This window comes from Aeromonas sp. ASNIH8, assembly GCF_002919855.1.
Lineage (GTDB): Bacteria > Pseudomonadota > Gammaproteobacteria > Enterobacterales > Aeromonadaceae > Aeromonas > Aeromonas caviae.
In genome coordinates this window covers 38,459-63,116 of the sequence record NZ_PQLN01000004.1, presented here as the reverse complement: position 1 = coordinate 63,116, position 24,658 = coordinate 38,459, and the positions used below count along the sequence as shown (strand labels likewise).

The 24,658-nt window shown below is 59.4% G+C and carries 24 protein-coding genes and 2 tRNA genes; 19 read left to right on the top strand and 7 right to left on the bottom strand.

Going from position 1 to position 24,658, the window contains the following annotated elements; genetic code table 11:
- Window positions 1-102: 102 nt before the first annotated feature.
- A complete protein-coding gene (gene greA / locus C3418_RS02310) occupies window positions 103-579 on the top strand; it encodes a transcription elongation factor GreA (protein WP_010675378.1) in 477 nt (158 codons plus the stop codon).
- A gap of 47 nt (window positions 580-626) precedes the next feature.
- On the opposite strand, the gene C3418_RS02305 is transcribed toward greA, so the two are convergent.
- Together C3418_RS02305 and yhbY are read right to left on the bottom strand one after the other, a co-directional pair.
- Window positions 627-1,220: a PilZ domain-containing protein gene (locus tag C3418_RS02305; protein WP_043153235.1), complete on the bottom strand. Its 594-nt coding sequence runs from the start codon at window positions 1,218-1,220 to the stop codon at window positions 627-629.
- A 105-nt stretch (window positions 1,221-1,325) separates the two neighbouring features.
- Entirely contained in the window at window positions 1,326-1,622 is a 297-nt protein-coding gene (yhbY, locus tag C3418_RS02300; protein WP_010675376.1) for a ribosome assembly RNA-binding protein YhbY, read from the bottom strand.
- 97 nt (window positions 1,623-1,719) lie between these two features.
- Between yhbY and rlmE the strand changes: the two genes are divergently transcribed.
- The 16 genes from rlmE to C3418_RS02220 all read left to right on the top strand — a co-directional run bounded on the left by rlmE (window position 1,720) and on the right by C3418_RS02220 (window position 18,498).
- On the top strand, window positions 1,720-2,349 hold the full coding sequence (gene rlmE / locus C3418_RS02295) for a 23S rRNA (uridine(2552)-2'-O)-methyltransferase RlmE (RefSeq protein ID WP_010675375.1): 630 nt from the start codon (window positions 1,720-1,722) through the stop codon (window positions 2,347-2,349).
- Between the two features lie 45 nt (window positions 2,350-2,394).
- Window positions 2,395-4,347, top strand: a complete 1,953-nt coding sequence (gene ftsH / locus C3418_RS02290) for an ATP-dependent zinc metalloprotease FtsH (RefSeq protein ID WP_041212504.1) — start codon at window positions 2,395-2,397, stop codon at window positions 4,345-4,347.
- Between the two features lie 84 nt (window positions 4,348-4,431).
- Complete coding sequence (gene folP / locus C3418_RS02285; protein WP_029314768.1) at window positions 4,432-5,277, top strand: dihydropteroate synthase; 846 nt, start codon at window positions 4,432-4,434, stop codon at window positions 5,275-5,277.
- Window positions 5,278-5,295: 18 nt separating this feature from the next.
- Window positions 5,296-6,630: a phosphoglucosamine mutase gene (glmM, locus tag C3418_RS02280; protein ID WP_039040289.1), complete on the top strand. Its 1,335-nt coding sequence runs from the start codon at window positions 5,296-5,298 to the stop codon at window positions 6,628-6,630.
- 131 nt (window positions 6,631-6,761) lie between these two features.
- A complete protein-coding gene (gene tpiA, locus C3418_RS02275; protein WP_103857876.1) occupies window positions 6,762-7,526 on the top strand; it encodes a triose-phosphate isomerase in 765 nt (254 codons plus the stop codon).
- Window positions 7,527-7,853 carry a preprotein translocase subunit SecG gene (secG, locus tag C3418_RS02270; RefSeq protein WP_010633113.1) on the top strand — a complete coding sequence of 109 codons (327 nt, stop codon included), beginning with the start codon at window positions 7,527-7,529 and terminating at the stop codon, window positions 7,851-7,853.
- 7 nt (window positions 7,854-7,860) lie between these two features.
- A tRNA-Leu gene (locus tag C3418_RS02265) sits at window positions 7,861-7,945 on the top strand.
- A 91-nt stretch (window positions 7,946-8,036) separates the two neighbouring features.
- Window positions 8,037-8,113, top strand: a tRNA-Met gene (locus C3418_RS02260).
- Window positions 8,114-8,279: 166 nt separating this feature from the next.
- On the top strand, window positions 8,280-8,738 hold the full coding sequence (gene rimP / locus C3418_RS02255) for a ribosome maturation factor RimP (RefSeq protein ID WP_010675370.1): 459 nt from the start codon (window positions 8,280-8,282) through the stop codon (window positions 8,736-8,738).
- Between the two features lie 14 nt (window positions 8,739-8,752).
- Window positions 8,753-10,255, top strand: coding sequence for a transcription termination factor NusA (gene nusA / locus C3418_RS02250; protein WP_039040286.1), 1,503 nt, complete (start codon window positions 8,753-8,755; stop codon window positions 10,253-10,255).
- A 20-nt stretch (window positions 10,256-10,275) separates the two neighbouring features.
- Window positions 10,276-12,978, top strand: a complete 2,703-nt coding sequence (gene infB / locus C3418_RS02245; RefSeq protein ID WP_043153231.1) for a translation initiation factor IF-2 — start codon at window positions 10,276-10,278, stop codon at window positions 12,976-12,978.
- Window positions 12,979-13,033: 55 nt separating this feature from the next.
- Window positions 13,034-13,468, top strand: coding sequence for a 30S ribosome-binding factor RbfA (gene rbfA / locus C3418_RS02240; protein ID WP_010675366.1), 435 nt, complete (start codon window positions 13,034-13,036; stop codon window positions 13,466-13,468).
- A 1-nt stretch (window position 13,469) separates the two neighbouring features.
- Window positions 13,470-14,420, top strand: coding sequence for a tRNA pseudouridine(55) synthase TruB (gene truB / locus C3418_RS02235; protein ID WP_041215670.1), 951 nt, complete (start codon window positions 13,470-13,472; stop codon window positions 14,418-14,420).
- 135 nt (window positions 14,421-14,555) lie between these two features.
- Window positions 14,556-14,825, top strand: coding sequence for a 30S ribosomal protein S15 (gene rpsO / locus C3418_RS02230; RefSeq protein WP_010675364.1), 270 nt, complete (start codon window positions 14,556-14,558; stop codon window positions 14,823-14,825).
- A gap of 180 nt (window positions 14,826-15,005) precedes the next feature.
- Complete coding sequence (pnp, locus tag C3418_RS02225; RefSeq protein WP_029314766.1) at window positions 15,006-17,144, top strand: polyribonucleotide nucleotidyltransferase; 2,139 nt, start codon at window positions 15,006-15,008, stop codon at window positions 17,142-17,144.
- 142 nt (window positions 17,145-17,286) lie between these two features.
- Entirely contained in the window at window positions 17,287-18,498 is a 1,212-nt protein-coding gene (locus tag C3418_RS02220; protein ID WP_043153227.1) for an MFS transporter, read from the top strand.
- Between the two features lie 3 nt (window positions 18,499-18,501).
- Here C3418_RS02220 and C3418_RS02215 read toward each other — a convergent pair whose 3' ends face one another.
- A complete protein-coding gene (locus C3418_RS02215; RefSeq protein ID WP_043153224.1) occupies window positions 18,502-18,855 on the bottom strand; it encodes a DsrE/DsrF/TusD sulfur relay family protein in 354 nt (117 codons plus the stop codon).
- Window positions 18,856-19,015: 160 nt separating this feature from the next.
- Here C3418_RS02215 and C3418_RS02210 point away from each other — a divergent pair, with 160 nt between their 5' ends.
- The gene (locus C3418_RS02210) at window positions 19,016-19,408 is read left to right on the top strand and encodes a DUF1090 domain-containing protein (protein ID WP_039041125.1); all 393 of its coding nucleotides are present in this window, start codon (window positions 19,016-19,018) and stop codon (window positions 19,406-19,408) included.
- Window positions 19,409-19,716: 308 nt separating this feature from the next.
- Here the strand turns inward: C3418_RS02210 and C3418_RS02200 are convergent, their stop codons facing one another.
- The gene (locus tag C3418_RS02200) at window positions 19,717-19,965 is read right to left on the bottom strand and encodes a YfhL family 4Fe-4S dicluster ferredoxin (RefSeq protein WP_010675358.1); all 249 of its coding nucleotides are present in this window, start codon (window positions 19,963-19,965) and stop codon (window positions 19,717-19,719) included.
- 1 nt (window position 19,966) lies between these two features.
- Window positions 19,967-21,331, bottom strand: coding sequence for a tRNA 5-hydroxyuridine modification protein YegQ (gene yegQ / locus C3418_RS02195; protein WP_010675357.1), 1,365 nt, complete (start codon window positions 21,329-21,331; stop codon window positions 19,967-19,969).
- A 443-nt stretch (window positions 21,332-21,774) separates the two neighbouring features.
- Here yegQ and C3418_RS02190 point away from each other — a divergent pair, with 443 nt between their 5' ends.
- Window positions 21,775-22,701, top strand: coding sequence for a L,D-transpeptidase family protein (locus C3418_RS02190; protein WP_010673738.1), 927 nt, complete (start codon window positions 21,775-21,777; stop codon window positions 22,699-22,701).
- Between the two features lie 71 nt (window positions 22,702-22,772).
- Here the strand turns inward: C3418_RS02190 and C3418_RS02185 are convergent, their stop codons facing one another.
- Complete coding sequence (locus C3418_RS02185; protein ID WP_010673739.1) at window positions 22,773-23,150, bottom strand: VOC family protein; 378 nt, start codon at window positions 23,148-23,150, stop codon at window positions 22,773-22,775.
- 142 nt (window positions 23,151-23,292) lie between these two features.
- The gene (locus tag C3418_RS02180) at window positions 23,293-24,633 is read right to left on the bottom strand and encodes a TldD/PmbA family protein (RefSeq protein WP_010673740.1); all 1,341 of its coding nucleotides are present in this window, start codon (window positions 24,631-24,633) and stop codon (window positions 23,293-23,295) included.
- Window positions 24,634-24,658: the final 25 nt, after the last annotated feature.

Here is a 24,658-nt window from a genome sequence, read left to right as displayed (position 1 = left end):
TTTTGTGGCGGCTTCATATTAAGATGCCCCATCCGAACCGACAGCTGCGGCTCTCTTTTGATTGCCGCAGCTTCTCTTTATAAAGCAACCCAGGTTTCGACTATGAATCATACTCCGATGACTGTTCGCGGCGCTGAAAAGCTGCGTCAAGAGCTCGATTATCTCAAGACCGAGCTGCGTCCCCAGATTATCGAAGCGATTGCTGATGCCCGTGAACATGGCGATCTGAAAGAAAATGCCGAATACCATGCCGCCCGCGAGCAGCAGGGTTTCTGTGAAGGCCGCATTCAGGAAATCGAAGGCAAGCTCTCCAATGCCCAGATTATCGATGTCACCAAGATTGCCAACAATGGCCGCGTCATCTTCGGCGCAACCGTGACCCTGCTCAAAAGTGAAACGGAAGAGGAAGTGGTCTACCGCATCGTGGGAGACGACGAGGCGGACATCAAGCAGAACATGATCTCCGTGAACTCCCCCATTGCCCGCGCCCTGATCGGCAAGGAAGTGGATGACGTTGCCATCGTCAAGACGCCGGGTGGTGATGTGGAGTACGAGATCCTGGAAGTTGCCTATCTCTGATTGAACGTCGGGGAAAGAGACAGGGGAGCCGGGCTCCCCTGTTGTCTTTAGTCACCCTGATAGGCCTGGACGAAGGCGTCCTGGTGGCGCTGGAAGAGCCAGTCCCGCAATTGTTCCTGATCCTCCTTGCCCAGCCGGAACTGGACGGCCCAGTCATGGTAATGTTGATTGGCATCCACGTGCCTGACGAGGGTGCCTGTCATGGCCAGGGGAGGGAGATCCTCGATGCGAAGGTATCCGCCAAGTGGATCTCCCTTGGCAGAGGAGTCCGGCAAGCCGGCCACGATGAGACCGCCAAGGGAGAGGCTGTATACCTCGTACTCCGCGTCTTCGGTGCAGAGCACGGCCTTTTCGTCGAGTCGCCAGGCGCGCAGATGGGGCGAACCCAGCTCGGTAATGGTCGGCGCGGCGATGCGCAGCTCGGCGTGGCCCTCCTCTGCCTGGGTGCAGTGGAGCGGGAAACGCAATTGGTAGCCGGCGATGCGGGCTTCGAGTGTCAGAGGCTTGGCTCGCTGCAACAGGCTTTGGAGAGGAAGGGGCAGGGTGCCGCGCAGGTATTGGCTGGTGGCAATGTCTTCATCGTTTCCCAGGTCCCGCAGCATGGCCAGTTCTTCATCGGTGAGGAGCTGATGCTTGTCCATAGTGGGTGTCCACGGCTATTCATCGCAGGTTAAGGGCCTGGCAACTATTTTGGCAAGCGACTTGGGAAGAAGGGAAATGAAGGAAAGAGCGAATGCTCTTTCCTGTTACTTGCGTGGCAACTGGATCTTGGGCTCTTTGGCCTGACGGTAGATGGTCAGTACATGGCCCATGCTCTGTACCTTGATGGCGCCGGTCTCGCGAACGATGGCATCCATCACCAGCTGTTTCATCTCACGATCTTCAGACGCAACCTTAACCTTGATCAGCTCGTGGTGGTTCAGGGCCAGATCGATCTCGGCCAGCACCCCTTCGGTCAGACCGTGTTGTCCCAGCAGGACGACCGGCTTCAGACTGTGGGCCAGGCCCTTGAGGTACTGTTTCTGTTTATTGTTGAGAATCATGGCAATTTCTTCATAAGTCAGGGTTGAAAGGGGCGTATTCTACCCCCACTTAGCCCTTAATACTAATAACCCTTGTGGTTTTTTAAAGTCGACAATCATGACCCAGAAAAAACGTTCCCCCAGTTCAACCCGCTGGTTAAAAGAACATTTCGACGACCAATACGTCAAGAAAGCCCAGAAGTTGGGACTGCGCTCTCGCGCCGTTTTCAAGATCGACGAGATCCAGGGCAAAGACCGGCTGCTCAAGCCGGGGATGACGGTAGTGGACCTGGGGGCTGCTCCCGGTGGCTGGTCCCAATTTGCCATCGACCAGGTCGGTGACAAGGGGCGCGTCATTGCGTGTGATATTTTGCCGATGGATTCCATTGCCGGTGTCGATTTCCTGCAAGGGGACTTTCGGGAGGAAACTGTACTCGGCGCCTTGCTGGAGCGAGTCGGCCCCGACAAGGTGGATGTCGTCATGTCCGACATGGCGCCCAACATGAGCGGTACCCAGCAGGTGGATCAAGCCCGTGCCATGTACCTGGTGGAACTGGCGCTGGACATGTGCAATCAGGTCCTAAGCAGTAATGGCAGTTTTGTAGTCAAGGTGTTCCAGGGGGAAGGGTTTGATGCCTATCTCAATGAAATACGTAGACTTTTCTCTGTCGTCAAGATTCGAAAACCAGACTCGTCCCGTGCCCGTTCACGAGAAGTCTACATTGTGGCTACCGGTTTTAAACTGTAGTACCCTAACCCTCATCGTTAACTGTCAGTCTGCGAGGTCATTGATTTGAGTGACATGGCGAAAAACCTAATCCTGTGGCTGGTCATCGCCGTCGTGCTGATGTCGGTGTTCAATAGCTTCAGCCCCAGCGATACCACCAGTCGCCAGCTGGACTATTCCAGCTTCGTGAAAGAAGTGACCCAGGAGCAGATCCGTGAAGTGCGGATGGATGGCAAGGTCATCAATGGCGTCAAGCGCACCGGTGAACGTTTCACCACCATCATTCCTGCGCCGGATCCCCAACTGCTCAACGACATGCTCAACCATAACGTCAAAGTGATGGGTGAGAAGCCGGAAGAACCATCTCTGATCACGTCCATCTTCATCTCCTGGTTCCCGATGCTGTTGCTGATCGGTGTCTGGGTCTTCTTCATGCGTCAGATGCAGGGCGGCGGCGGCAAGGGTGCCATGTCGTTTGGCAAGAGCAAGGCTCGCCTGATGAGCGAAGATCAGATCAAGACTACCTTCGCCGACGTAGCTGGTTGTGACGAGGCAAAGGAAGAGGTCAAGGAGCTGGTCGACTATCTGCGTGACCCGACCAAATTCCAGAAGCTGGGTGGCAAGATCCCGACCGGCGTCCTGTTGGTAGGTCCTCCCGGTACCGGTAAGACCCTGCTGGCCAAAGCCATTGCAGGCGAGGCCAAGGTGCCGTTCTTCACCATTTCAGGTTCGGACTTCGTGGAAATGTTCGTGGGTGTCGGTGCCTCCCGGGTACGTGACATGTTCGAACAGGCCAAGAAATCCTCCCCCTGCATCATCTTCATTGATGAGATCGATGCGGTCGGTCGCCAGCGTGGCGCCGGTCTGGGTGGTGGTCACGACGAACGTGAGCAGACCCTGAACCAGATGCTGGTTGAAATGGATGGTTTTGAAGGCAATGAGGGCATCATCGTCATCGCCGCCACCAACCGTCCCGACGTACTGGATCCTGCTCTGCTGCGTCCAGGTCGTTTCGACCGCCAGGTCGTGGTCGGCTTGCCGGATGTTCGCGGTCGTGAGCAGATCCTGAAAGTGCACATGCGCAAGGTACCGCTGGCGGATGACGTCAATCCGGCGCTGATTGCCCGTGGTACCCCTGGTTTCTCCGGTGCCGATCTGGCCAACCTGGTGAACGAGGCTGCCCTCTTCTCTGCTCGCGAGAGCCGCCGAGTGGTCTCCATGCTGGAGTTCGAAAAGGCGAAGGACAAGATCATGATGGGGGCGGAACGTCGCTCCATGGTGATGAAAGAGTCCGAGAAGGAGATGACGGCCTATCATGAAGCGGGTCACGCCATCATTGGTCGCGTGGTGCCGGATCATGACCCTGTCTACAAGGTCTCCATCATTCCGCGCGGCCGTGCGCTGGGTGTGACCATGTACCTGCCGGAACAGGACCGCTGGAGCCACTCCAAGCAGCATCTGGAGTCCATGATCTCCAGCCTGTATGGCGGTCGTCTGGCGGAAGAGCTGATCTACGGTGCCGAGAAGGTATCGACCGGTGCATCCAACGACATCGAACGTGCCACCGACATCGCCCGCAAGATGGTGACCCAGTGGGGCATGTCCGAGCGTCTCGGCCCCATGCTTTACGCAGAAGAGGACGGTGAAGTCTTCCTCGGCCGTAGCATGGCCAAGGCCAAGCACATGTCTGACGATACCGCCCGCATCATCGATGCCGAGGTCAAGCAGGTCATCGATCGCAACTACGATCGTGCCAAGCAGATCCTGCTGGACAACATGGATGTGCTGCACACCATGAAAGATGCATTGATGAAGTACGAGACCATCGATGCCAAGCAGATCGATGATCTGATGGCGCGTCGCGAGGTCCGTGCTCCCAGCAACTGGCATGATGAGCACGGTGACACCCCGCAAGGTGGTGCCAGCGTGAACAACGGGCCGGAGGCCAAGGCGCCGGCTGAAGAGGGCAGTGCACCTCTGAGTGACATCGACAAGGCGAACGATGTCCCGGCCAAATAAGTTGTCATGATACAAACCCCGGGCTTGCCCGGGGTTTTTCTTTGCACGAAGAGTTTGCCGCTCTTGTTGGAGGTAGTTGAAGCAATGCAGTTAATCAGCAAGGGACGTCCCCTTTCTCTCGACCGTCCCCATGTCATGGGCATTCTCAATGTGACGCCGGACTCCTTTTCAGATGGTGGCCGCTTCAAGCAGATCGATCTGGCGTTGGGTCATGCCCGCGACATGGTGGCCGATGGGGCCACCCTTATCGATATAGGTGGCGAGTCGACCCGCCCGGGCGCCCCCGACGTGAGCGAGCAGGAGGAGCTGGACAGGGTCATCCCCGTGGTGGAGCGCATGGTCGCCGAGCTGGATGTGATGATCTCCCTCGATACCTCCAAGGCGATTGTCATGCGGGAGGGTTGTGCTGCAGGTGGTCACCTCATCAATGATGTCCGCGCTCTGCAAGAGCCGGGAGCGCTGGGCGCGGCGGCCGAGGCTGGCGTACCGGTATGCCTCATGCACATGCAGGGGCAGCCCCGTACCATGCAGGTGGAGCCGCACTATGACGATTTGCTGGGGGAGGTGAGAGCCTTCTTTGACGAGCGGATTGCCGCTTGTCTGGGGGCCGGTATCCCGCGTGAGCATCTGGTACTGGATCCAGGCTATGGCTTTGGCAAGACGCTGGCGCACAACTATCAGCTGCTGGCACAGCAGGCGTCACTGCTCGATTACCAACTTCCGCTCTTGGTGGGCATGTCACGAAAGTCTATGATAGGCAACCTGCTTGACCGCCCGGTAGCCGAGCGGTTGGCTGGTAGTCTGGCCTGTGCCCTGATCGGGTTGCAACATGGCGCCAGGATCATCCGGGTGCACGACGTGCGGGCCACCATGGATGTCTTGCGTACAGGCTGGATGACCATGACGGGACAAGATTTCATATCCAAATAGAAAAACGAGAAACAGACAATGACCAGAAAGTACTTCGGCACCGACGGCGTGCGCGGCAAGGTGGGTGAATACCCGATCACCCCAGATTTCGTCATGAAACTGGGCTGGGCCGCCGGCAAGGTGCTCTCCAAGAAAGGGACCAAGAAGGTGCTGATCGGCAAGGATACCCGTATCTCCGGTTACATGCTGGAGTCGGCACTAGAGGCGGGGCTCTCCGCCGCCGGTCTCAAAGCCATATTGATGGGACCCATGCCCACCCCGGCGGTTGCCTACCTGACTCGCACCTTCCGTGCCGAAGCCGGCATCGTCATCAGTGCATCCCACAACCCCTATTACGACAACGGCATCAAGTTCTTCTCCGCCGACGGCACCAAGCTGCCCGATGATGTCGAGCTGGCCATCGAAGCCGAGCTCGACAACGAACTCAAGTGCGTGGAGTCCGCGGAGCTTGGCAAGGCGCAGCGCATCGATGATGCGGCTGGTCGCTACATAGAATTCTGCAAGAGCACCTTCCCCTCCAATCTGAGCCTGGAAGGGCTGAAAATGGTGGTGGATTGCGGTCATGGTGCCACCTACCACATCGCCCCTTCCGTCTTCCGCGAGCTGGGTGCCGAAGTCATCGCCATCGGCTGCAGCCCGGATGGGCTCAACATCAATGACGGTGTCGGTTCCACCGCACCGGAGGCGCTGGCCGCCAAGGTCCAGGAATGCAAGGCAGATCTCGGCGTCGCCTTCGACGGTGACGGCGACCGTCTGGTGATGGTGGACAGCACTGGTTACATCATCGACGGGGATGAGATCCTCTACATCATCGCCCGGGATGCCCTGCGCCATGGCCGCCTCAAGGGCGGTGTGGTGGGCACCCTGATGGCCAACATGGGGCTGGAGCTGGCGCTTCAGACCCTGGGCATCCCCTTTGCCCGTGCCAAGGTGGGTGACCGCTACGTGCTTGAGATGATGAACGAGAAGGGCTGGCGCATCGGGGGCGAAAACTCCGGTCACATCATCTGCCTGGATCAGACCACCACGGGGGATGGTATCGTCGCCGCTCTGCAGGTGCTGACGGCCATGCGCAGTGCCGAGATGCCGCTGGCCAAATTGCGTTCGGGCATGAGCAAGTTCCCGCAAGTGCTGGTCAATGTGCGCTTCGCCGAAGGCAAGGATCCGCTGACCTCCAGTGCCGTTCAGCAGGAAGTGGCGGCAGTGGAGCAGGAACTGGCCGGCCGTGGCCGGGTGCTGCTGCGCAAATCCGGCACCGAGCCCCTGATCCGGGTCATGGTCGAAGGTGAACACGAACAGCAGGTGCGCGATATGGCAGAGCGCATCGCCAAACAGGTCGAATCGGCGTTTTAATGAACAACCAAGGCGGCTTTTTAGTCGCCTTGGTTGTATCTTGTTCAAACGATTCGAAAATTTGAAAATAGCACTTGTCAGCTGAGCATCCTCTGGATATTATCAGCCCCGCTTTCGCAAGGGAGTTGCCGATGGGACATCGCAAGCCGTTTGTAGCAGCCAACTGGAAGTTACACGGTAGTAGGTCGCAGTTAGAGCAGTTTACGAGTCAGTGCACAGAGCGCATTGATGAAGACGTAGATGTGGTCTTGTGTCCATCCCATGTGCATCTCGGTTTCACAGCCGAACTGCTCGGTGAGCAGGGAAGAGTGAAGCTAGGGGCTCAGAACGTGAGCCAGCACAGACAGGGCGCTTATACGGGTGAAATCTCGTGTGAGATGCTGGTTGAGGCAGGTTGCCGATATGTACTTGTTGGCCACTCCGAGCGCAGGCGTCTCTTTGGTGAGACCAGTTTTATCGTCGCAGAGAAGTTTGCTGCAGTCAGAGCAGCAGGTCTGATACCCATACTTTGTCTGGGTGAGTCAGGCGCGGCGAGGCAGGCAAGAAGAACCTTTGAGGTGATTGCCGAGGAACTGGACATCGTCATAGAGAAAAATGGCGCGATGGCTTTCGATAATGCTATCATCGCCTACGAGCCAATCTGGGCTGTAGGTACAGGTAAATGCGCCACACCCGAGCAGGCACAAGAGGTTCATTCCTTTATTCGCAGTCGCTTGGCGGAGGATACTCCGGTAATAGGTGAGAAAGTAAGAATCATCTATGGTGGGAGCGTGACACCGGCCAATGCACAAGATTTGTTTGCGCAGCCCGATATTGATGGCGGTCTGATAGGCAGGGCAAGTCTTGATTGCGAGGCGTTTTTAGGAATAGTTGAAGCGGCAAAGGGTGCAAGTTAAATGTACGAGATTCTTTTGGTCGTTTATCTGCTGGTATCGCTGGCTCTGATTGGTCTGGTGATGATTCAGCAAGGTAAAGGGGCTGATATGGGCGCCTCCTTCGGCGCAGGGGCATCGAATACTGTATTCGGCTCCGGTGGTTCAGGCAGTTTCCTGACCCGCACAACAGCAATTTTGGCTACTCTGTTTTTCTTGATTAGTCTGGTTCTGGGTTCCATGTCCAGCAACAAGGTCAAACAGGGTAGTGAATGGGAAAATCTGCAACAGACTCAACAAGTTGAGCAGAGCAAAGCGCCAGTCAAGAAAGATACTGACGTTCCCGAATAAGAGTTTTGCCGTGGTGGTGGAATTGGTAGACACGCTATCTTGAGGGGGTAGTGCTCTAGGGTGTGCGGGTTCGAGTCCCGCCCACGGCACCAATTAAGCAGTGAACCCGGGTAACCGGGATGTTATAGCCGCTGAGTCTTGTCTCACGAGAGTGAAGTGGCTATAATCTCGCACGATTTCGGACGCGGGGTGGAGCAGCATGGTAGCTCGTCGGGCTCATAACCCGAAGGTCGTCGGTTCAAATCCGGCCCCCGCAACCAAATTTCACGCATTTCCTACGCTCAGGAAGGCGGTCGCTGCGAGGCGACAATCAGGGTAAAGCGCCAAGCCCCGATTTGACATCGGGGCTTTTTGTTATGTGCAATTTACTCTGAATCTATTTCTATCTGGGCTATATGCCCTTTTTTCGTTTTTCGGAGGGTGACTTTGGCTACGTTGGAACAACGTTTGACCGATCTGCTCGAGGCTCCGGTCGTTGCCTTGGGTTTTGAACTGTGGGGTATCGAGTTTATCCGTGCGGGTAAGCACTCGACCTTGCGCGTTTTCATCGACTCGGAGCAAGGCGTGACGGTGGAAGACTGTGCCGAGGTGAGCCGCCAGGTCGGCGCCATCATGGATGTCGAAGATCCCATCACCGAGGAGTACTACCTTGAGGTGTCTTCCCCGGGTCTGGATCGTCCACTGTTCAAGGTCGCCCAGTTCGAAAAATACGTTGGCCAGGAGGCGGCGGTAACGCTTCGGATGGCAACAAACAACCGCCGCAAGTTCAAAGGCGTAATCAAAGCCGTGCAGGGGGACATGATCACTCTGACGGTAGATGGTAAGGACGAGGTGTTGGCTTTCACCAATATCCAAAAAGCGAACATAGTGCCGAACTTTGGTTAACGAGGCTATCGGATATGAATAAAGAGATTTTGCTGGTCGTTGACGCTGTGTCCAACGAGAAGGCTGTCCCCCGCGAGAAGATTTTCCAGGCTCTGGAGACTGCGCTGGCGACTGCGACCAAGAAAAAATACGAAGGCGAGATTGAAGTGCGTGTCGAGATCGATCGCAAGACCGGTGACTATGACACCTATCGCCGTTGGGTCGTGGTGGCCGATCAGGCTTCCATGGAGAACCCGTACGGGGAAATCACTCTCGAAGCCGCTCAGATCGAGCAGCCGGATATCCAGATCGGCGACTATGTTGAAGACCAGATTGACTCTGTGACCTTCGACCGTATCACCACCCAGACCGCCAAGCAGGTCATCGTGCAGAAAGTGCGCGAGGCCGAGCGTTCCCAGGTCGTTGACCAGTTCAAGGACAAGGAAGGCACCATCATCAGCGGCGTGGTCAAGAAGAGCAACCGCGACAACGTGATCCTGGATCTGGGCAGCAATGCCGAAGCCGTGATCTTCCGTGACGACATGCTGCCCCGTGAGACCTTCCGTCCCGGCGACCGTATCCGTGGCCTGCTCTACGCCGTGCGTCCGGAAGCCCGTGGTTCCCAGCTGTTCGTCAGCCGCTCCAGCCCGGACTTCCTGAAAGAGCTGTTCCGCATCGAAGTGCCGGAAATCGGCGAAGAGATGATCGAAATCATGGGCGCCGCCCGTGATCCGGGTTCCCGCGCCAAGATCGCGGTCAAGACCAACGATCGTCGTATCGACCCGATCGGTGCCTGTATCGGCATGCGTGGTGCCCGCGTTCAGGCCGTCTCCGCCGAGCTGAGCGGTGAGCGTGCCGACATCGTGCTGTACGATGACAACCCGGCCCAATACGTGATCAACGCCATGGCGCCAGCCGATGTGGCTTCCATCATCGTTGATGAAGACAACCACACCATGGACATCGCCGTGGAAGCCGCCAACCTGGCCCAGGCCATCGGCCGCAACGGTCAGAACGTGCGTCTGGCCTCCCAGCTGACCGGTTGGGAACTGAACGTGATGACCGTCGAGGACATGCGTGCCAAGCACCAGGCCGAGAACGACCGCATCCTGACGCTGTTCACCAGCACCCTCGATATCGACGACGATTTCGCCGGCCTGCTGATGGAAGAGGGCTTCTCCACTCTGGAAGAGATCGCCTTCGTCCCGGTCAACGAGCTGCTGGCCATCGACGGTCTGGATGAAGACATGGTCGAAGAGCTGCGCAAGCGTGCCAAGGATGCCCTGACCACCAAGGCCCTGGCCAAAGAAGAATCCTTTGAAGGCGTCGAGCCTTCCGAAGAACTGCTCAATCTCTCCGGCCTCGGCCGTGAAATGGCCTATGCCCTGGCCGCTCGCGGTGTCGGCACCCTGGAAGATTTGGCAGAGCAAGGTATCGATGACCTTGCCGACATCGAAGAGTTGACCGCCGAGAAGGCTGGTGAGCTCATTATGGCTGCTCGCAATATCTGTTGGTTCGGAGAAGAGCAGTCTGAATAAGGTCAAACGGAGGAAAATGAATGGCAGAAGTATCAGTTAAGCAACTTGCCACTGACATCGACACGCCGGTTGATCGTCTTCTCCAGCAGTTTGTCGATGCCGGCATCGTGAAGAGCAAGGCCGACGACATGGTCAGCGAGTCTGAGAAACAGACTCTGCTGGCACATCTGAAGAAACAGCATGGAGGTGACGAGGTCACCGCACCTGCTCGCATGACCTTGCAGCGCAAGACCAAGAGCACTCTGAGTGTTCAGGGGACTGGTGGCAAGAACAAGGAAGTGCAGGTAGAAGTGCGCAAGTCTCGCACCTATGTAAGACGCTCGGCGCTGGAAGATGAACAGCGCCAGGCGGAAGCCGAGGAAACAGCGCGTTTGGAAGCAGAAGAAAAAGCTCGTCGCGAGGCCGAAGAGAAGGCCCGCCTCGACGCTGAAGAGAAGGCTCGCCGTGAGGCTGAGCAGGCTCGTCGTGAAGCTGAGGAAAAGGCGCGGATCGAGGCACAACAGAAGGCTCGACAGGCTCAACAGCCCGCCAAAGCAGCCGGTAGCACAGCTCAGCAAGAGGCAGAAAAGATGGCCAAGCGCGAAGCAGAAGAACTGAAGCGCCAACAGGAACAGACAGCTTTGCAAAAAGCTGAAGAACTCGCCGCGAAGAAAGCCGAAGAGGCTCGCATCATGGCGGAACAGAATGCGGCCCGCTGGGCTGAAGAAGAAGCGGCTCGCGCCAAAGAGAGCAGCGATTACCATCTGACCACCAACAAGCACGCGCAAGCGGCCGAAGATGAGTTGGATCGTAAGGAAGAGACCAGCCGTCGCACGGCTGCCGCTGCCAAGGCGCCGAAGAAAGTCGGCCGTCGCGAAGACGACCGCAATGACCGCAACTCCCGCGATCCGCGTGCCCGCAAAGGCAAGCGTGGCAAGATGGCCATGCCGAACGCCATGAAACACGGCTTCAACAAGCCGGCTGCCGTGGTCAACCGTGACGTCGTCATCGGCGAGACCATCACAGTGGCGGAGCTCGCCAACAAGATGGCCGTCAAGGGCGTTGAAGTCATCAAGGTGATGATGAAGATGGGTGCCATGGCCACCATCAACCAGGTGATCGACCAGGAGACCGCTCAGCTGGTCGCCGAGGAGATGGGTCACAAGGTAGTGCTGCGCCGTGAGAACGAGCTGGAAGAGGCGGTACTGTCCGATCGTGACGAGACCTCCGAAGCCAAGCCGCGTGCGCCGGTCGTGACCATCATGGGTCACGTCGACCACGGCAAGACCTCGCTGCTGGACTACATCCGTAAAGCCAAGGTCGCGGCGGGCGAAGCCGGTGGCATTACCCAGCACATCGGTGCGTACCACGTCCAGACCGACAGCGGGATGATCACCTTCCTGGATACCCCGGGTCACGCGGCGTTTACCTCCATGCGTGCTCGTGGTGCCAAGGCGACCGACATCGTTGTTCTGGTTGTTGCAGCTGACGACGGCGTGATGCCGCAAACCATCGAAGCTATCCAGCACGCCAAGGCGGCCGGTGTGCCGCTGGTTGTTGCGGTGAACAAGATCGACAAGCCTGAAGCGGATCCGGATCGCGTCAAGACCGAGCTGGCCCGTTACAACGTCATGTCCGAAGACTGGGGTGGCGATTGCCAGTTCGTGCACGTCTCCGCCAAGTCTGGCGAAGGCATCGACGACCTGCTGGAAGCCATCCTGATCCAGGCTGAAGTCCTGGAGCTGAAAGCGGTGGTTGACGGCATGGCCAACGGCGTCGTGATCGAATCCTTCCTGGATAAAGGTCGTGGTCCGGTTGCCACCGTGCTGGTACAGGAAGGTACTCTGCGTCAGGGCGACATCGTTCTGTGTGGTCTTGAGTACGGCCGGGTGCGCGCCATGCGTGACGAACTGGGTCGCGAGATCAAGGAAGCAGGTCCCTCTCTGCCAGTGGAAATTCTGGGTCTGTCCGGCGTTCCCTCTGCCGGTGACGAAGCCACGGTCGTGCGTGACGAGAAGAAAGCCCGTGAAGTGGCGCTCTACCGTCAGGGCAAGTTCCGCGAAGTCAAGCTGGCCCGCCAGCAGAAGGCCAAGCTGGAAAACATGTTTGCCAACATGACCGAGGGCGAAGTGTCCGAAGTGAACGTGGTGATCAAGGCCGATGTACAAGGCTCTGTGGAAGCGATCTGCGATGCCCTGGTCAAACTCTCCACCGACGAAGTGAAGGTGAAGATCGTGGGTTCCGGCGTAGGTGGCATCACCGAAACCGACGCGACCCTGGCCGCGGCTTCCAGCGCCATCCTGGTGGGCTTCAACGTCCGTGCCGACGCTTCTGCGCGCAAGGTCATCGAATCCGAGAGCCTGGATCTGCGTTACTACTCCGTCATCTATGACCTGATCGACGAAGTGAAGCAGGCCATGAGCGGCAAGCTGGCTCCTGAGTATCGTCAGGAGATCATCGGTCTGGCTGAAGTGCGTAGCGTCTTCAAGTCGCCGAAGTTCGGCGCCGTTGCTGGCTGTATGGTCACCGAAGGTGTGGTCAAGCGTTCCAACCGCATTCGCGTTCTGCGTGACAACGTGGTTATCTATGAAGGCGAGCTGGAATCCCTGCGCCGCTTCAAGGATGACGTCAACGAAGTTCGCAACGGCTACGAGTGTGGTATCGCGGTCAAGAACTACAACGACGTGCGCGAAGGCGACCAGATCGAGGTGTACGAGACCGTTGAAATCCAACGGACTCTGTAAGCCGAGAGTTAGACAAAATAGGGGGCCGCGGCCCCCTTTTATCGCAGGATAGAATATGGCCAGAGAATTCAGCCGGACCCGTCGGGTCGGACAGCAGATCCAGCGTGAAATCGCGCTGATCCTGCAGCGCGAGGTGAAAGACCCGCGCATCGGCATGGTGACCGTCTCCGACGTGGAGGTCTCCAAGGACCTCAACTATGCCAAGGTTTATGTCACCTTCTTGCAACTGGAGAATGACGCCGAGCGCATCAAGGAAGGGCTCAAGGGCCTGACCGAGGCTGCCGGTTACATCCGCAGCCTGCTGGGTAGCGCCATGCGTCTGCGGGTGGTGCCCGAGCTGCGTTTCTACTACGACCAGACCCTGGTCGAGGGGATGCGCCTCTCCAACCTGGTGACCAACACTGTGCGTGAAGACAAGCGTCGCATGACTGAAGCCGGTCGTGACGAAGAGCAATCCGCACCGGATGACACGACTGAGGATAACGCCTGAGATGTCTCGTAGACGTCGTTTCAAAGGCCGTGACGTACACGGCATCCTGCTGCTGGACAAACCGACCGGCCTGACTTCCAACGATGTGTTGCAGAAGGTCAAGCGGATCTACAACGCCGCCAAGGCTGGCCATACCGGCGCCCTGGACCCCCTGGCCACCGGCATGTTGCCGATCTGCCTCGGGGAGGCCACCAAGTTCTCCCAGTATCTGCTGGAAGCGGACAAGCGCTATGAGGTGACCGCCAAGCTGGGCGAGCGCACCAATACCAGCGACTCCGACGGCGAGGTGGTCTCCACCCGTCCGGTGAACGTGGCCGTGGGTACCCTGATCGAGGCGCTGGACCAGTTCCGCGGCCCCATCATGCAGGTGCCGTCCATGTACTCCGCCCTCAAGCACAACGGCCGTCCGCTCTACGAATATGCCCGTGAAGGGATCGAGATCGAGCGGGAAGCCCGTCCCATCACCATCTTCGAACTCAAGCTGCTCGGCTTCGAGGGGAACGAGGTGAAGCTGGAAGTGCATTGCAGCAAGGGTACCTATATCCGTTCCCTGGTGGACGATCTGGGGGAAGTGCTGGGCTGTGGCGCTCACGTCACCCAGCTGCGTCGCACCCAGGTGGCGAGCTACCCCTACGAGCGGATGCTGACCCTGGAGCAGCTCGAGTGTATCTTCGAGCAGGCCAAGGCCGAAAGCATTCCGCCACGGGAGCAGCTGGATCCCCTGTTGCTGCCGATGGACACCGCCGTGGCCTCTCTGCCCGAGGTGAACATGCTGGTCGCCGTGGCCGCCTATGTGAACCAGGGTCAGGCCGTGCAGGTGGCAGGTAGCCCCCAAAGCGGCCAGGTCCGCATGACGGTTGGCCCGGAGCGCGAATTCATCGGGGTTGGCGAGATCGATGACGAGGGGCGCGTGGCGCCCAAGCGTCTTGTTCGCTACCACGACGAGGAGTGATCCTCAGGCGGTATCGGTCTGTCACGCGTCTTTCCCGTTGCGAAAAGGGGCGGGGACGATTATGATACCGCCCTCATTTCACGGCTGAATTAGAGATTGGCTGTGAACCTTTAAACACTCTACTGGAGTAATACCATGTCTCTAAATGCTGAGATCAAAGCTCAAATCGTTGCCGACAACGCTCGTGGCGCCAACGACACCGGTTCCCCCGAAGTGCAAGTTGCCCTGCTGACTGCCCAGATCAACCATCTGCAAGGTCACTTCAAGGAGCACGCCAAGGATCACCACGGTCGTCGCGGTCTGCTGCGCATGGTTTCCCAGCGTCGTAAGCTGCTGGACTACCTGAAGCGTAAAGACGTTCAGCGTTACGCTGCTCTGATCGCCAAGCTGGGTCTGCGTCGTTAATCGACCATCAGATTTCGCAAAAAAGGGGAACCGCGAGGTTCCCCTTTTTTATTGCCCGTTTCAAACAGGATGCAGGCCGTTGCCTGCCTCACAGAATTGACGTCCGCGCTTACCTTTTGATGCGAATCAAGTATACTTGCACGCGAATTTAAAGCGCCAAATTGTTAAAAGGAAATTCACGTGAATCCTATTGTAAAGTCATTCCAGTACGGTCAACACACCGTCACACTGGAAACCGGTGTGATGGCCCGTCAAGCCACTGCGGCCGTTATGGTCAGCATGGACGATACCTGTGTCTTCGTGACTGTCGTTGGCAAGAAAGAGGCCGATCACGGCCGTGATTTCTTCCCGCTGACCGTCAACTATCAGGAGCGTACCTATGCTGCTGGTCGTATCCCGGGTGGTTTCTTCCGTCGTGAAGGCCGTCCGAGCGAGGGTGAGACCCTCATCTCCCGTCTGATCGACCGTCCCATCCGTCCGCTGTTCCCGGAAGGCTTCCTCAATGAGGTTCAGGTGGTTGCCACCGTCATGTCCGTGAACCCGGCCGTTTCTCCCGACATCGTTGCCATGATCGGTGCCTCCGCGGCCCTGGCCATCTCCGGCATCCCGTTCGGCGGCCCGATCGGTGCAGCCCGCGTGGGTTACATGAACGGCCAGTACGTGCTGAACCCGACCACCACCGAACTGCCCCAGAGCGATCTGGATCTGGTGGTTGCCGGTACTGCCAATGCGGTGCTGATGGTGGAATCCGAAGCGGCCATCCTCTCCGAAGAGGTGATGCTGGGCGCCGTGGTCTACGGTCACGAGCAGATGCAGACCGTGATCAACGCCATCAATGAATTCGCTGCCGACGTCGGTACCAAGCCCTGGGACTGGACCCCGCCTGCCGTCAACGAAGCGCTGAAAGCCAAAGTTGCCGAACTGGCCACAGCTGAACTGGGTGAAGCCTACCGTATCACCGAGAAGGCTGTTCGTTACGAAACCATCGCTGCCATCAAGGGCCGCGTGGTCGAGCAAGTCATCGCATCCGGCGTGGAAGAAGATGCCAAGAAGATCGGCGAAGAGTTCCACAGCCTGGAGAGCCGCATCGTCCGTGGTCGCGTCGTACGTGGTGAGCCGCGTATCGACGGTCGCGATCCGGAAATGATCCGCGCCCTCTCCGTCGGTACCGGCATCCTGCCCCGTGCCCACGGTTCTGCCCTGTTCACCCGTGGTGAAACCCAAGCCATTGTGGTGGCCACTCTGGGTACCGAGCGTGACGCCCAGAACATCGACGAGCTGACCGGCAACCGCGCCGATCGCTTCATGCTGCACTACAACTTCCCGCCCTACTGCGTCGGCGAGACCGGCATGATGGGCAGCCCGAAGCGTCGTGAAATCGGTCACGGTCGTCTGGCCAAGCGCGGCGTTGCTGCCGTGATGCCGAGCGCCGCCGAGTTCCCGTACGTGGTGCGCGTAGTCTCTGAAATCACCGAATCCAACGGTTCCTCCTCCATGGCGTCTGTCTGTGGTTCCTCCCTGGCGCTGATGGATGCCGGTGTGCCGATCAAGGCCTCCGTTGCCGGTATCGCCATGGGTCTGGTGAAGGAAGAAGAAGGTTTCGTCGTGCTGTCCGACATCCTGGGTGACGAAGATCACCTGGGCGACATGGACTTCAAGGTAGCCGGTACCAGCGAAGGTGTGACCGCGCTGCAGATGGACATCAAGATCGAAGGCATCACCAAAGAGATCATGGAGATTGCGCTGAAGCAAGCTCGTGGCGCTCGTCTGCACATCCTGAAGGTGATGGACGAAGCTATCCAGGCTCCCCGTGCCCAGATCTCCGATTTCGCACCGCGCATCCACACCATCAAGATCAATCCTGAGAAGATCAAGGACGTGATCGGCAAGGGTGGTTCCGTGATCCGTGCCCTGACCGAAGAGACCGGCACCAACATCGAGCTGGATGATGACGGTACCGTTCGCATCTCCGCCGTGGCCAACGAAGCCGCCATGGAAGCGATCCGCCGCATCGAGGCCATCACCGCCGAGATCGAAGTGAACCGCATCTACGAAGGCAAGGTCGTGCGCCTGGCTGACTTCGGCGCCTTCGTCAACATCCTGCCGGGTAAAGACGGTCTGGTGCACATCTCCCAGATCACCGATGCCCGCGTGCAGAACGTGGCCGACTTCCTGAAAATCGGTGACGTGGTGAAGGTGAAGGTACTGGAAGTGGACCGTCAGGGCCGTGTGCGTCTCTCCATCAAGGAAGCGAACGCACCGACAGAAGCGGCTGCTGCTCCTGCTGCCGTTGCCGTCGAAGAGCCGGCTGCCGAATAAGGCTGCCGTATGTGAAAGAGCCGACCCTTGGGTCGGCTTTTTTGTGCCTGTCGCCCGGCATGGCGCAGATTGTCTCCTTGTTCCTTTTGGCGCCCCTTGATATAAGGGACGGCCCCGCTTCGTTGGCAAAAGGAATTGCAGCATGTCATGGGCCTACCTCAGGCAGTTTCCTTCCCTGGTCTGGATCGTCATCCTGGGCACTTTCATGGTGCGTACCACCTTCTTCATGGTCTGGCCCTTTCTCTCCATCCTGCTCTACCGTGACTACGGACTTTCGGCGACCCTGATAGGCCTGATCCTGGGGGCCACGGCGGCGCTTTCCACGCTTGTCAGCTTCTATGGCGGCTGGCTCTCGGACAAATGGGGGCGGCGCAACATCCTGCTGTTCGGCTGCCTGGTGTCCGCCGCCAGTGTGGCCCTGCTCGGCCTCTCCCACCAGGTGGGCTGGCTGGCACTCGGGGTGATCGGCAGCGGACTCTCCTACGGACTCATCGACTCACCGGGCAAGGCACTGATGGCCGACAATCTGGCCGAGCCCAAAGCCCGTGAGCTGGCGCTGCACCTGCGTTATTTCCTGCTCAACCTGGGGGCGGCCATCGGTCCTCTGCTCGGCGTCACCTATGGCCTGAGCGCGCGTCAGGAGACCTTCCTGTTGCTCAGTGCCAGCTATCTGCTGCTTGGCATGGTCTTTGTCATCGGGTTCAGGCTGGCGGGTTGCCACACCAGCCAGGCGGCCGGGCCCGGCATGCGTGCCGTGCTGCGGGTGCTCTGGCAGGACAGGGGGTTTCTGCTGCTGATCATGGCCAATCTGCTGCTGATGCTGGTCTATGCCCAGTTCGAGTCGCCCCTCATCCAGTATCTGACCCGCGCGGGGACGCCGGAAGTGGAGCGGCTCATCGGCTGGCTGGTGACGACCAATGCGCTGACCATAGTGATGCTGCAGTTCCCCCTGCTGCACCTGACTGCCCGCTGGTCCACGCGGCGCAAGCTGCAACTCGGGGTGGCGCTCTTTCTCGGTGCCCAGTTGCAGTTTGCGCTGGGGGATACCGCCATCTGGTGGCACTGGATAGTGGCGGTGATCCTCTTGAGCGTCGGGGAGTGCATCCTCTTCCCCTTGCTCAATGTGTTGATCGATCAGATGGCGCCTGGTCATTTGAAGGGGAGCTATTTCGGGGCGGCCTCCATCTCCGGACTCGGGGTGGCCATGGGGGCCTTGCTGGGAGGCTGGGTGCTGGCCCACTGGGGCGGGAGCTGGCTTTATGCCCTGATGGCGCTGCTCTGCCTGGTGATCCTGATGCTCTATGGTCTGAGTACCCGGACCTCGCGCACTGCGCTGGTCCGGGCCGGGCCCTGACGGCTAAAAGGTCAGCACCTTGTCGGCGGCCAGAGTCCATTGAGCCAGCAAGGGGAGGGTGCCTATCTCTATACCCTCGACAAGGGGTAGCGGGGTGATGCCGCGCGCATCGGTGCAGCTCTTGCAAAGCCGGATCCGGGTGCCCTGAGCCAGCAGTATCTCCAGCATCTGGCGCAGGTTGTAGCCCTCGGCCGGAGCCTGCCCGGCCAGAGCAGCAGTGACGGCATCCGACATCAGGAAGAGGTTGAGGTCTACCTTCGCCTCCTCTTTAAGGGCGATGCCGAGGCGCAGGGCATTGAACAGGGACTCGCTGCCATAGGGGGCGCCGTTGGCAATGATGAGAATGTGTTGGGTCATGTGGCTCTCCTGATTGAAAGGGCCATTGTAGCCTCGGCGAAAGCGGCCCGGCATGATGCAGAGCACACTCTGTCGTAGCCCGGCCCCATGTGTCTTGACCTCACACAGGGAGTCAGGTCTCATGGACGGCCATCCAGTATGACAGAACAAAGAGGTTGTTATGTGGAAGATCGCCGGAATAGGCTTATTGTTGTTGGCCGGACAAGCCTATGGTAGTGAAAACATCGGCTGCAAGGCCAGACAGCAGGCCGTGACGGATCAGCTTGCGTTCGCCAGGGCGCACAACAATCAGGAGCAGGTAGCCGGCCTTGAGCGGGCACTGCGCAACCTGGAGGCCCATTGTACCGATGCCGGGCTCCTTGAGGAGCAGCAACGCAAGGTGGTCAAGCAGAGGGAAGAAGTGGAAGAGCGGCTGGCCGAGTTGCAGAGCGCACGGGTATCGGGCAAGCCGGACAAGATTGCCAAGAAGCAGTCCAAGCTGGAGGAGTCCCAGGCCGAGTTGCTGGAAGCCCAGCGCGAACTCGAGGCGCTGCAAAAACTGGTCAAACCCTGAGGGAAGGGCAGCGCAATAGAAAAAGCCGGGCATGCCCGGCTTTTTCTATTTCTGGATAATGCACCCGCGAGTGTCAGACGCTGACTGCCTGTGCATCCGCACGAACTTCTCCATCAACTGATCTTCGGTTTCCACCCTATGGACGGGATCCCGGAGGATGCCGTCCATGGGGCGCAGACGCTGATACAGGCTTACTGCCTGTGCATCCGAACAAACTTTTCCATCAGCTGATCTTCGGTTTCCACCCTATGGACGGGATCCCGGAGGATGCCGTCCATGGGGCGCAGACGCTGATGCAGGTGCTACAGCTACTGCCTGTGCATCCGCACGAATTTCTCCATCAGCTGATCTTCGGTCTCCACATGGGCGGGATCCCAGATGATGCAGTCGATAGGGCAGACGCTGATGCAGGTGGGCTTCTCATAGTGGCCGACGCATTCGGTGCAGCGATCCGGGTCTATCTCGTAGATCTTGCTCCCCAGGGTGATGGCCTGGTTCGGACACTCCGGATCGCACATGTCACAGTTGATGCACTTGTCGGTGATGAGCAGTGCCATCTCAGGCCGCCGAGTGAGGTTGACGGGTATCCTCGCGCTCGCCGAGGTTGCGCAGCAGGATGCCGTAATTCACGTCGATCTCCTTGGGTACCGGCACGTAGACCACGTGGCCGTTGCCCGGTGCGGTGTCGATGAGCTCGCCCTTGCGGTTCTGCATCTGCTCCAGGTTGAAGCTGAGGTTGCCCTGGGGGGTCATCAGCTCCAGGCTGTTGCCCAGCAGGAACTTGTTCTTCACCTCGACCTCGACCATGTCACCGTTGCGACCGGTGATCTCGCCGACGAACTGCTGGGTGTCGGAGACGGAGTAACCGTAGTCGTAGTTCTGGTATTCGCTGTGGTTGTGACGGCGCAGGAAGCCCTCGGTGTAGCCGCGGTGGGCCAGGTTCTCGAGGGTGCCCATCAGGGTCGGATCGAACGGACGGCCAGCCACCGCATCGTCGATGGCCTTGCGATAGACCTGTGCGGTACGGGCGCAGTAGTAGAAGGACTTGGTACGGCCCTCGATTTTCAGCGAATGAACGCCCATTTTGGTCAGGCGCTCGACGTGCTCGACGGCGCGCAGATCCTTGGAGTTCATGATGTAGGTGCCGTGCTCGTCTTCAAACGCGGTCATGAACTCGCCCGGGCGGTTGGACTCTTCCAGCAGCACCAGGGCATCGGTCGGCTTGCCGGCGCCCAGGGTCGGATCCACCTTCTGCACGGCGATGGGCTCCTGGCGGTGGACGATCTGGCCCACGTCATCTTCCTTGCCCTCGTGCACCTTGTACTCCCAGCGGCAGGAGTTGGTGCAGGTGCCCTGATTGGGGTCACGCTTGTTGATGTAGCCGGAGAGCAGGCAGCGGCCGGAGTAGGCCATGCACAGCGCCCCGTGGACGAAGACTTCCAGTTCCATCTCCGGCACCTGCATGCGGATCTCCTCGATCTCGTCGAGAGACAGCTCGCGGGAGAGGATGGCACGGGTCAGTCCCATCTGATGCCAGAACTTCACCGTGGCCCAGTTGACCGCGTTGGCCTGCACCGAGAGGTGGATAGGCATGTCGGGGAAGGCTTCGCGCATCATCATGATGAGGCCGGGGTCGGACATGATGAGTGCATCCGGCTTCATGTCCACCACGGGGCGCATGTCGCGGATGAAGGTCTTGAGCTTGGAGTTGTGGGGCTGGATGTTGGCCACCACATAGAACTGCTTGCCGAGGGCATGGGCCTCGTTGATGCCGAGCTGCAGATTCTCGTGATCGAATTCGTTGTTGCGTACCCGCAGGCTGTAGCGCGGCTGGCCCGCATAGACGGCGTCTGCGCCATAGGCATAGGCGTAGCGCATGTTCTTGAGGGTCCCGGCAGGGGAGAGCAATTCTGGTCTGAACATGTTGGACTCTTTTATCTGATTGCAAATCAGGACGGCGCCACCTGATGGCGTCGTGTGGGTTCATCGGTGGCGCGACCGTCTTCGACGCACGGCCATCCGATGGGGGTACATCGGAGCAGGAGGTGACTCGATACTCCGGATATACGGGGTGCGAGATTGTACTCGTGACCGCCTCGTCATGCAATTTGGGACGGCCTTGACATGCCTGCGCCATGTTCATTTTACGCTCAGACTGGGGTTGCTAGAGTGCAAGGGGTGAAAGATGCCCCCGAGTTGGCAGTGAAATGGATCTTTTCGGCGAAAAAGACCATCTCCAAGTTGAAATTTTGCCCTGCTCGGGAAAGAATGCGCGCTCGGTTGTTGGTCCCCGGTGACGGGCCCACAAGAGACCGATGATGAGCAGGGCAAAGGCCCACAGGAACAGGAAACCATACAGGAATTTTATGAATCCCCTTCGCATTGCCGCTTCGGCTCTTTTATGTACGCTGGCGCTGGTCAGCCAGCAGGCCGCCGCCGTTGAATACCCGCTGCCTGCAGCCAACAGCCGCCTGATCGGTGAGAACCAGGAATACGTGGTGCCCGCAGACAACCGTCCGCTGGAGCAGATCGCCTCCGACTTCCAGCTGGGTCTGACCAACATCATGGAAGCCAACCCGGGCGTCGACCCCTACTTGCCCAAGGCGGGCAGCACGCTGATCATTCCCCATCAGCTGATCCTGCCCAACGCTCCCCGCGAAGGGATCGTCATCAACGTGGCGGAGATGCGTCTCTACTACTACCCGAAGGGCAAGAACGTGGTGCATGTGCTGCCCATCGGCATCGGCCAGCTCGGGGTCAACACCCCGGAGAACTGGATCACCAAGGTTGAGCGCAAGCGTGCCAACCCGACCTGGACCCCGACCGAGAATATCCGTCGCCGCTACGCCGCCCAGGGCAAGACCCTGCCCGCGGTCTGGCCGGCCGGCCCGGACAACCCCATGGGCCTGCACGCGCTCTACATCGGCAACCTGTACGCCATCCACGGCACCAACGCCACCTTCGGCATCGGTTTGCGGGTGAGCAGCGGCTGCGTGCGCCTGCGCGCCGACGACATCAAGTACCTGTTCGATCACGTGCCGGTCGGCACCCGCGTCCAGTTCGTCAACCAGCCGGTCAAGACCACGGTCGAGCCGGATGGCGGTCGCTACATGGAAGTGCACGAGCCGCTGTCGCGCACCGAGGAAGAGTTCAACTCCACCGCCTCCGTGCCGCTGCCCATGACCCCGGCTACCACCCGCTTCATCGCCCATGCTGACAGCGATTCCAACGTGGTCAAGCAGGTGCTGGAACAGCGTACCGGCATCCCGACCCGCCTCAATCCAGAGGCGTAATGGCCGGCAAGTGCAGTTAAACAACAACGGCGACCATCAGGTCGCCGTTGTTGTTTCTGTGTATCCGGACGTCAGCTGGCTGGTGGGGCATAGAGGGCCAGCCAGTTGCCTTCGGTATCCTCGATGATGACCCGGGAGCCATGACCGCTGCCGATGCTGTGCAGAGGCTCCAGCACCCGCCCGCCGAGCCGGGGGACCAGCAGCTCCGCCTCCTGCAGCCTGTCACCGAGGGAGAGATAGATGAGGGGACCGGCACCGCCGGGCTGGTGATATTTGTCCATGGGGCCGAGACAGGCCGCCGCGTTGCTGCCGTCGTGGCGCAGCATGGCAAAGCGCATGGTCTCTTCCTGGATGGGGGTGACCTGCACATCGAGCAGGGCCGAGTAAAAGTCCATGGCGCGATCCAGATCCCGTGTCGGAATATCGGCCCAGACCAGGGTGTTGTCCATCGTCGTATTCTCCAGAGTTCCCGGCCAACGCGGTCGGTGGCTCTTTGAGGTTAGAAGTGGCTGTCGGGGGGCGCCATGGATAAAAAAAGCGGCGCCTGATGGCGCCGCTTGAAGGGGGAGGAGCCGAGTAAGGCTCCCCCTCTTATTTGCCGGCAATGCTGAGCCCGCCAAAGCGGATCAGCGGGGCATAGAAGTCCTTGCCATCGTCGTGATGCAGCTGGTTGCCGACCGCTTCCAGCTCCCCGAGCAGACGATAGAAGTTGCCCGCCACCGTGATGCCGCGTACCGGTGCCACGCGCTCGCCATTTCGGCAGAGGAAGCCGGAGGCGCCGAACGAGAAGTCGCCGCTCACCGCATCGGCCCCGGAGTGCAGGCCGTCCAGCTTGACCAGCTCCAGGTACTCACCGCTTTGTACCTCGGCCTCGCCGTGGGGGCCGAGCCCGAACACCAGGTGACGAGGGGCCACGTCCAGGGCACTGCGGGCACTGCGGGCGGCTGCACCGTTGCTTGTCACGCCGAAGTGGCGGGCGGTGGCGCTGTTGTGCAGCAGGGTCTTGAGCTCCCCCTCGCCGATGAGCAGGAGATCCGAAGTGGCGGCCCCTTCGCCGTCAAACGCCTTGATCTTCATGCCCCCCGGCATATAGGCACGACTCTCCAGGGTGAGCCAGCGAGAAGCCACGCTTTGGCCCAGCTTGTCGCGCCAGGGGTTGATCCCCTGCTGGGCCCACTTGCCAGACAGTGCGGACTGGAAGCAGCCAAACAGGCTGGCAAAGCAGTGGGTGCTGAAGATGACGCTGTAGCGACCGCTCGGCACCGCCTCACCCATCAGCAGGCCATCGGCCACGGCGTGGATCTGGCGGATGAGAGGCTGGCTCTCCAACTCGTCGAAGCGTCGTGCGTACTGTCCCTGGTAGTGCATGGACTGGCGGCCCTCTCGCTCGATGAGAGCGGAGCTGTGGCAGCCGACGCTGAATTCCTGATGTTCGCAGAGGCTGCCCTGGCTGTTGGCAAGCCAGAGGCGGCTCTCCCCCTCGAAGAAGCCGTTGTAGGGGGCGCCGGTCACGTCCGGCAGGGCCAGCATGTCGGACTCGAGGCGCAGGGTCAGGGCGATCTTCTCTTCCACCGCCGTGGTGTCGGCCTGATGTATCTCGGCGCAGTCGGTGATGAGCCGGCTCTGCTGCACTGTGATGCGCTGATCCGGGTCCACCTTGGCGAAGCGGCCGGCATCCAGCGCATCCTGCACCATGGCGTCCAGGGCCGACGCGTCGAGGGACTCGGAATAGGCGATGCCGACCCGGCCTTCCTTGATGAGGCGAATGCCGATCTGCTGGCTGCTGGTGACCTTGTATTCACTGAGTTCGCCCTTGTCGGCCTTGAGGGAGAAGGCCTTCTCCTGATTGGCGATGACGTCTGCCTCGGCACCCAGATCGGCGACCTGCTCCAGCAGACGGGCAAGCAGTTGGTTCATGTCGAGTTGGCTCATCAGGCGTTCCCTCCGACCAGGATAT

Coding starts and splice junctions, on each gene's coding strand:
- C3418_RS02190 (WP_010673738.1), top strand. CDS start 21,775: ATGAATCCCCTTCGCATTGCCGCTTCGGCTCTTTTATGTACGCTGGCG.
- glmM (WP_039040289.1), top strand. CDS start 5,296: ATGACCAGAAAGTACTTCGGCACCGACGGCGTGCGCGGCAAGGTGGGT.
- C3418_RS02180 (WP_010673740.1), bottom strand. CDS start 24,633: ATGAGCCAACTCGACATGAACCAACTGCTTGCCCGTCTGCTGGAGCAG.
- C3418_RS02305 (WP_043153235.1), bottom strand. CDS start 1,220: ATGGACAAGCATCAGCTCCTCACCGATGAAGAACTGGCCATGCTGCGG.
- folP (WP_029314768.1), top strand. CDS start 4,432: ATGCAGTTAATCAGCAAGGGACGTCCCCTTTCTCTCGACCGTCCCCAT.
- yhbY (WP_010675376.1), bottom strand. CDS start 1,622: ATGATTCTCAACAATAAACAGAAACAGTACCTCAAGGGCCTGGCCCAC.
- rlmE (WP_010675375.1), top strand. CDS start 1,720: ATGACCCAGAAAAAACGTTCCCCCAGTTCAACCCGCTGGTTAAAAGAA.
- greA (WP_010675378.1), top strand. CDS start 103: ATGAATCATACTCCGATGACTGTTCGCGGCGCTGAAAAGCTGCGTCAA.
- nusA (WP_039040286.1), top strand. CDS start 8,753: ATGAATAAAGAGATTTTGCTGGTCGTTGACGCTGTGTCCAACGAGAAG.
- C3418_RS02210 (WP_039041125.1), top strand. CDS start 19,016: ATGTGGAAGATCGCCGGAATAGGCTTATTGTTGTTGGCCGGACAAGCC.
- C3418_RS02215 (WP_043153224.1), bottom strand. CDS start 18,855: ATGACCCAACACATTCTCATCATTGCCAACGGCGCCCCCTATGGCAGC.
- C3418_RS02220 (WP_043153227.1), top strand. CDS start 17,287: ATGTCATGGGCCTACCTCAGGCAGTTTCCTTCCCTGGTCTGGATCGTC.
- infB (WP_043153231.1), top strand. CDS start 10,276: ATGGCAGAAGTATCAGTTAAGCAACTTGCCACTGACATCGACACGCCG.
- C3418_RS02185 (WP_010673739.1), bottom strand. CDS start 23,150: ATGGACAACACCCTGGTCTGGGCCGATATTCCGACACGGGATCTGGAT.
- secG (WP_010633113.1), top strand. CDS start 7,527: ATGTACGAGATTCTTTTGGTCGTTTATCTGCTGGTATCGCTGGCTCTG.
- rpsO (WP_010675364.1), top strand. CDS start 14,556: ATGTCTCTAAATGCTGAGATCAAAGCTCAAATCGTTGCCGACAACGCT.
- tpiA (WP_103857876.1), top strand. CDS start 6,762: ATGGGACATCGCAAGCCGTTTGTAGCAGCCAACTGGAAGTTACACGGT.
- rbfA (WP_010675366.1), top strand. CDS start 13,034: ATGGCCAGAGAATTCAGCCGGACCCGTCGGGTCGGACAGCAGATCCAG.
- C3418_RS02200 (WP_010675358.1), bottom strand. CDS start 19,965: ATGGCACTGCTCATCACCGACAAGTGCATCAACTGTGACATGTGCGAT.
- yegQ (WP_010675357.1), bottom strand. CDS start 21,331: ATGTTCAGACCAGAATTGCTCTCCCCTGCCGGGACCCTCAAGAACATG.
- truB (WP_041215670.1), top strand. CDS start 13,470: ATGTCTCGTAGACGTCGTTTCAAAGGCCGTGACGTACACGGCATCCTG.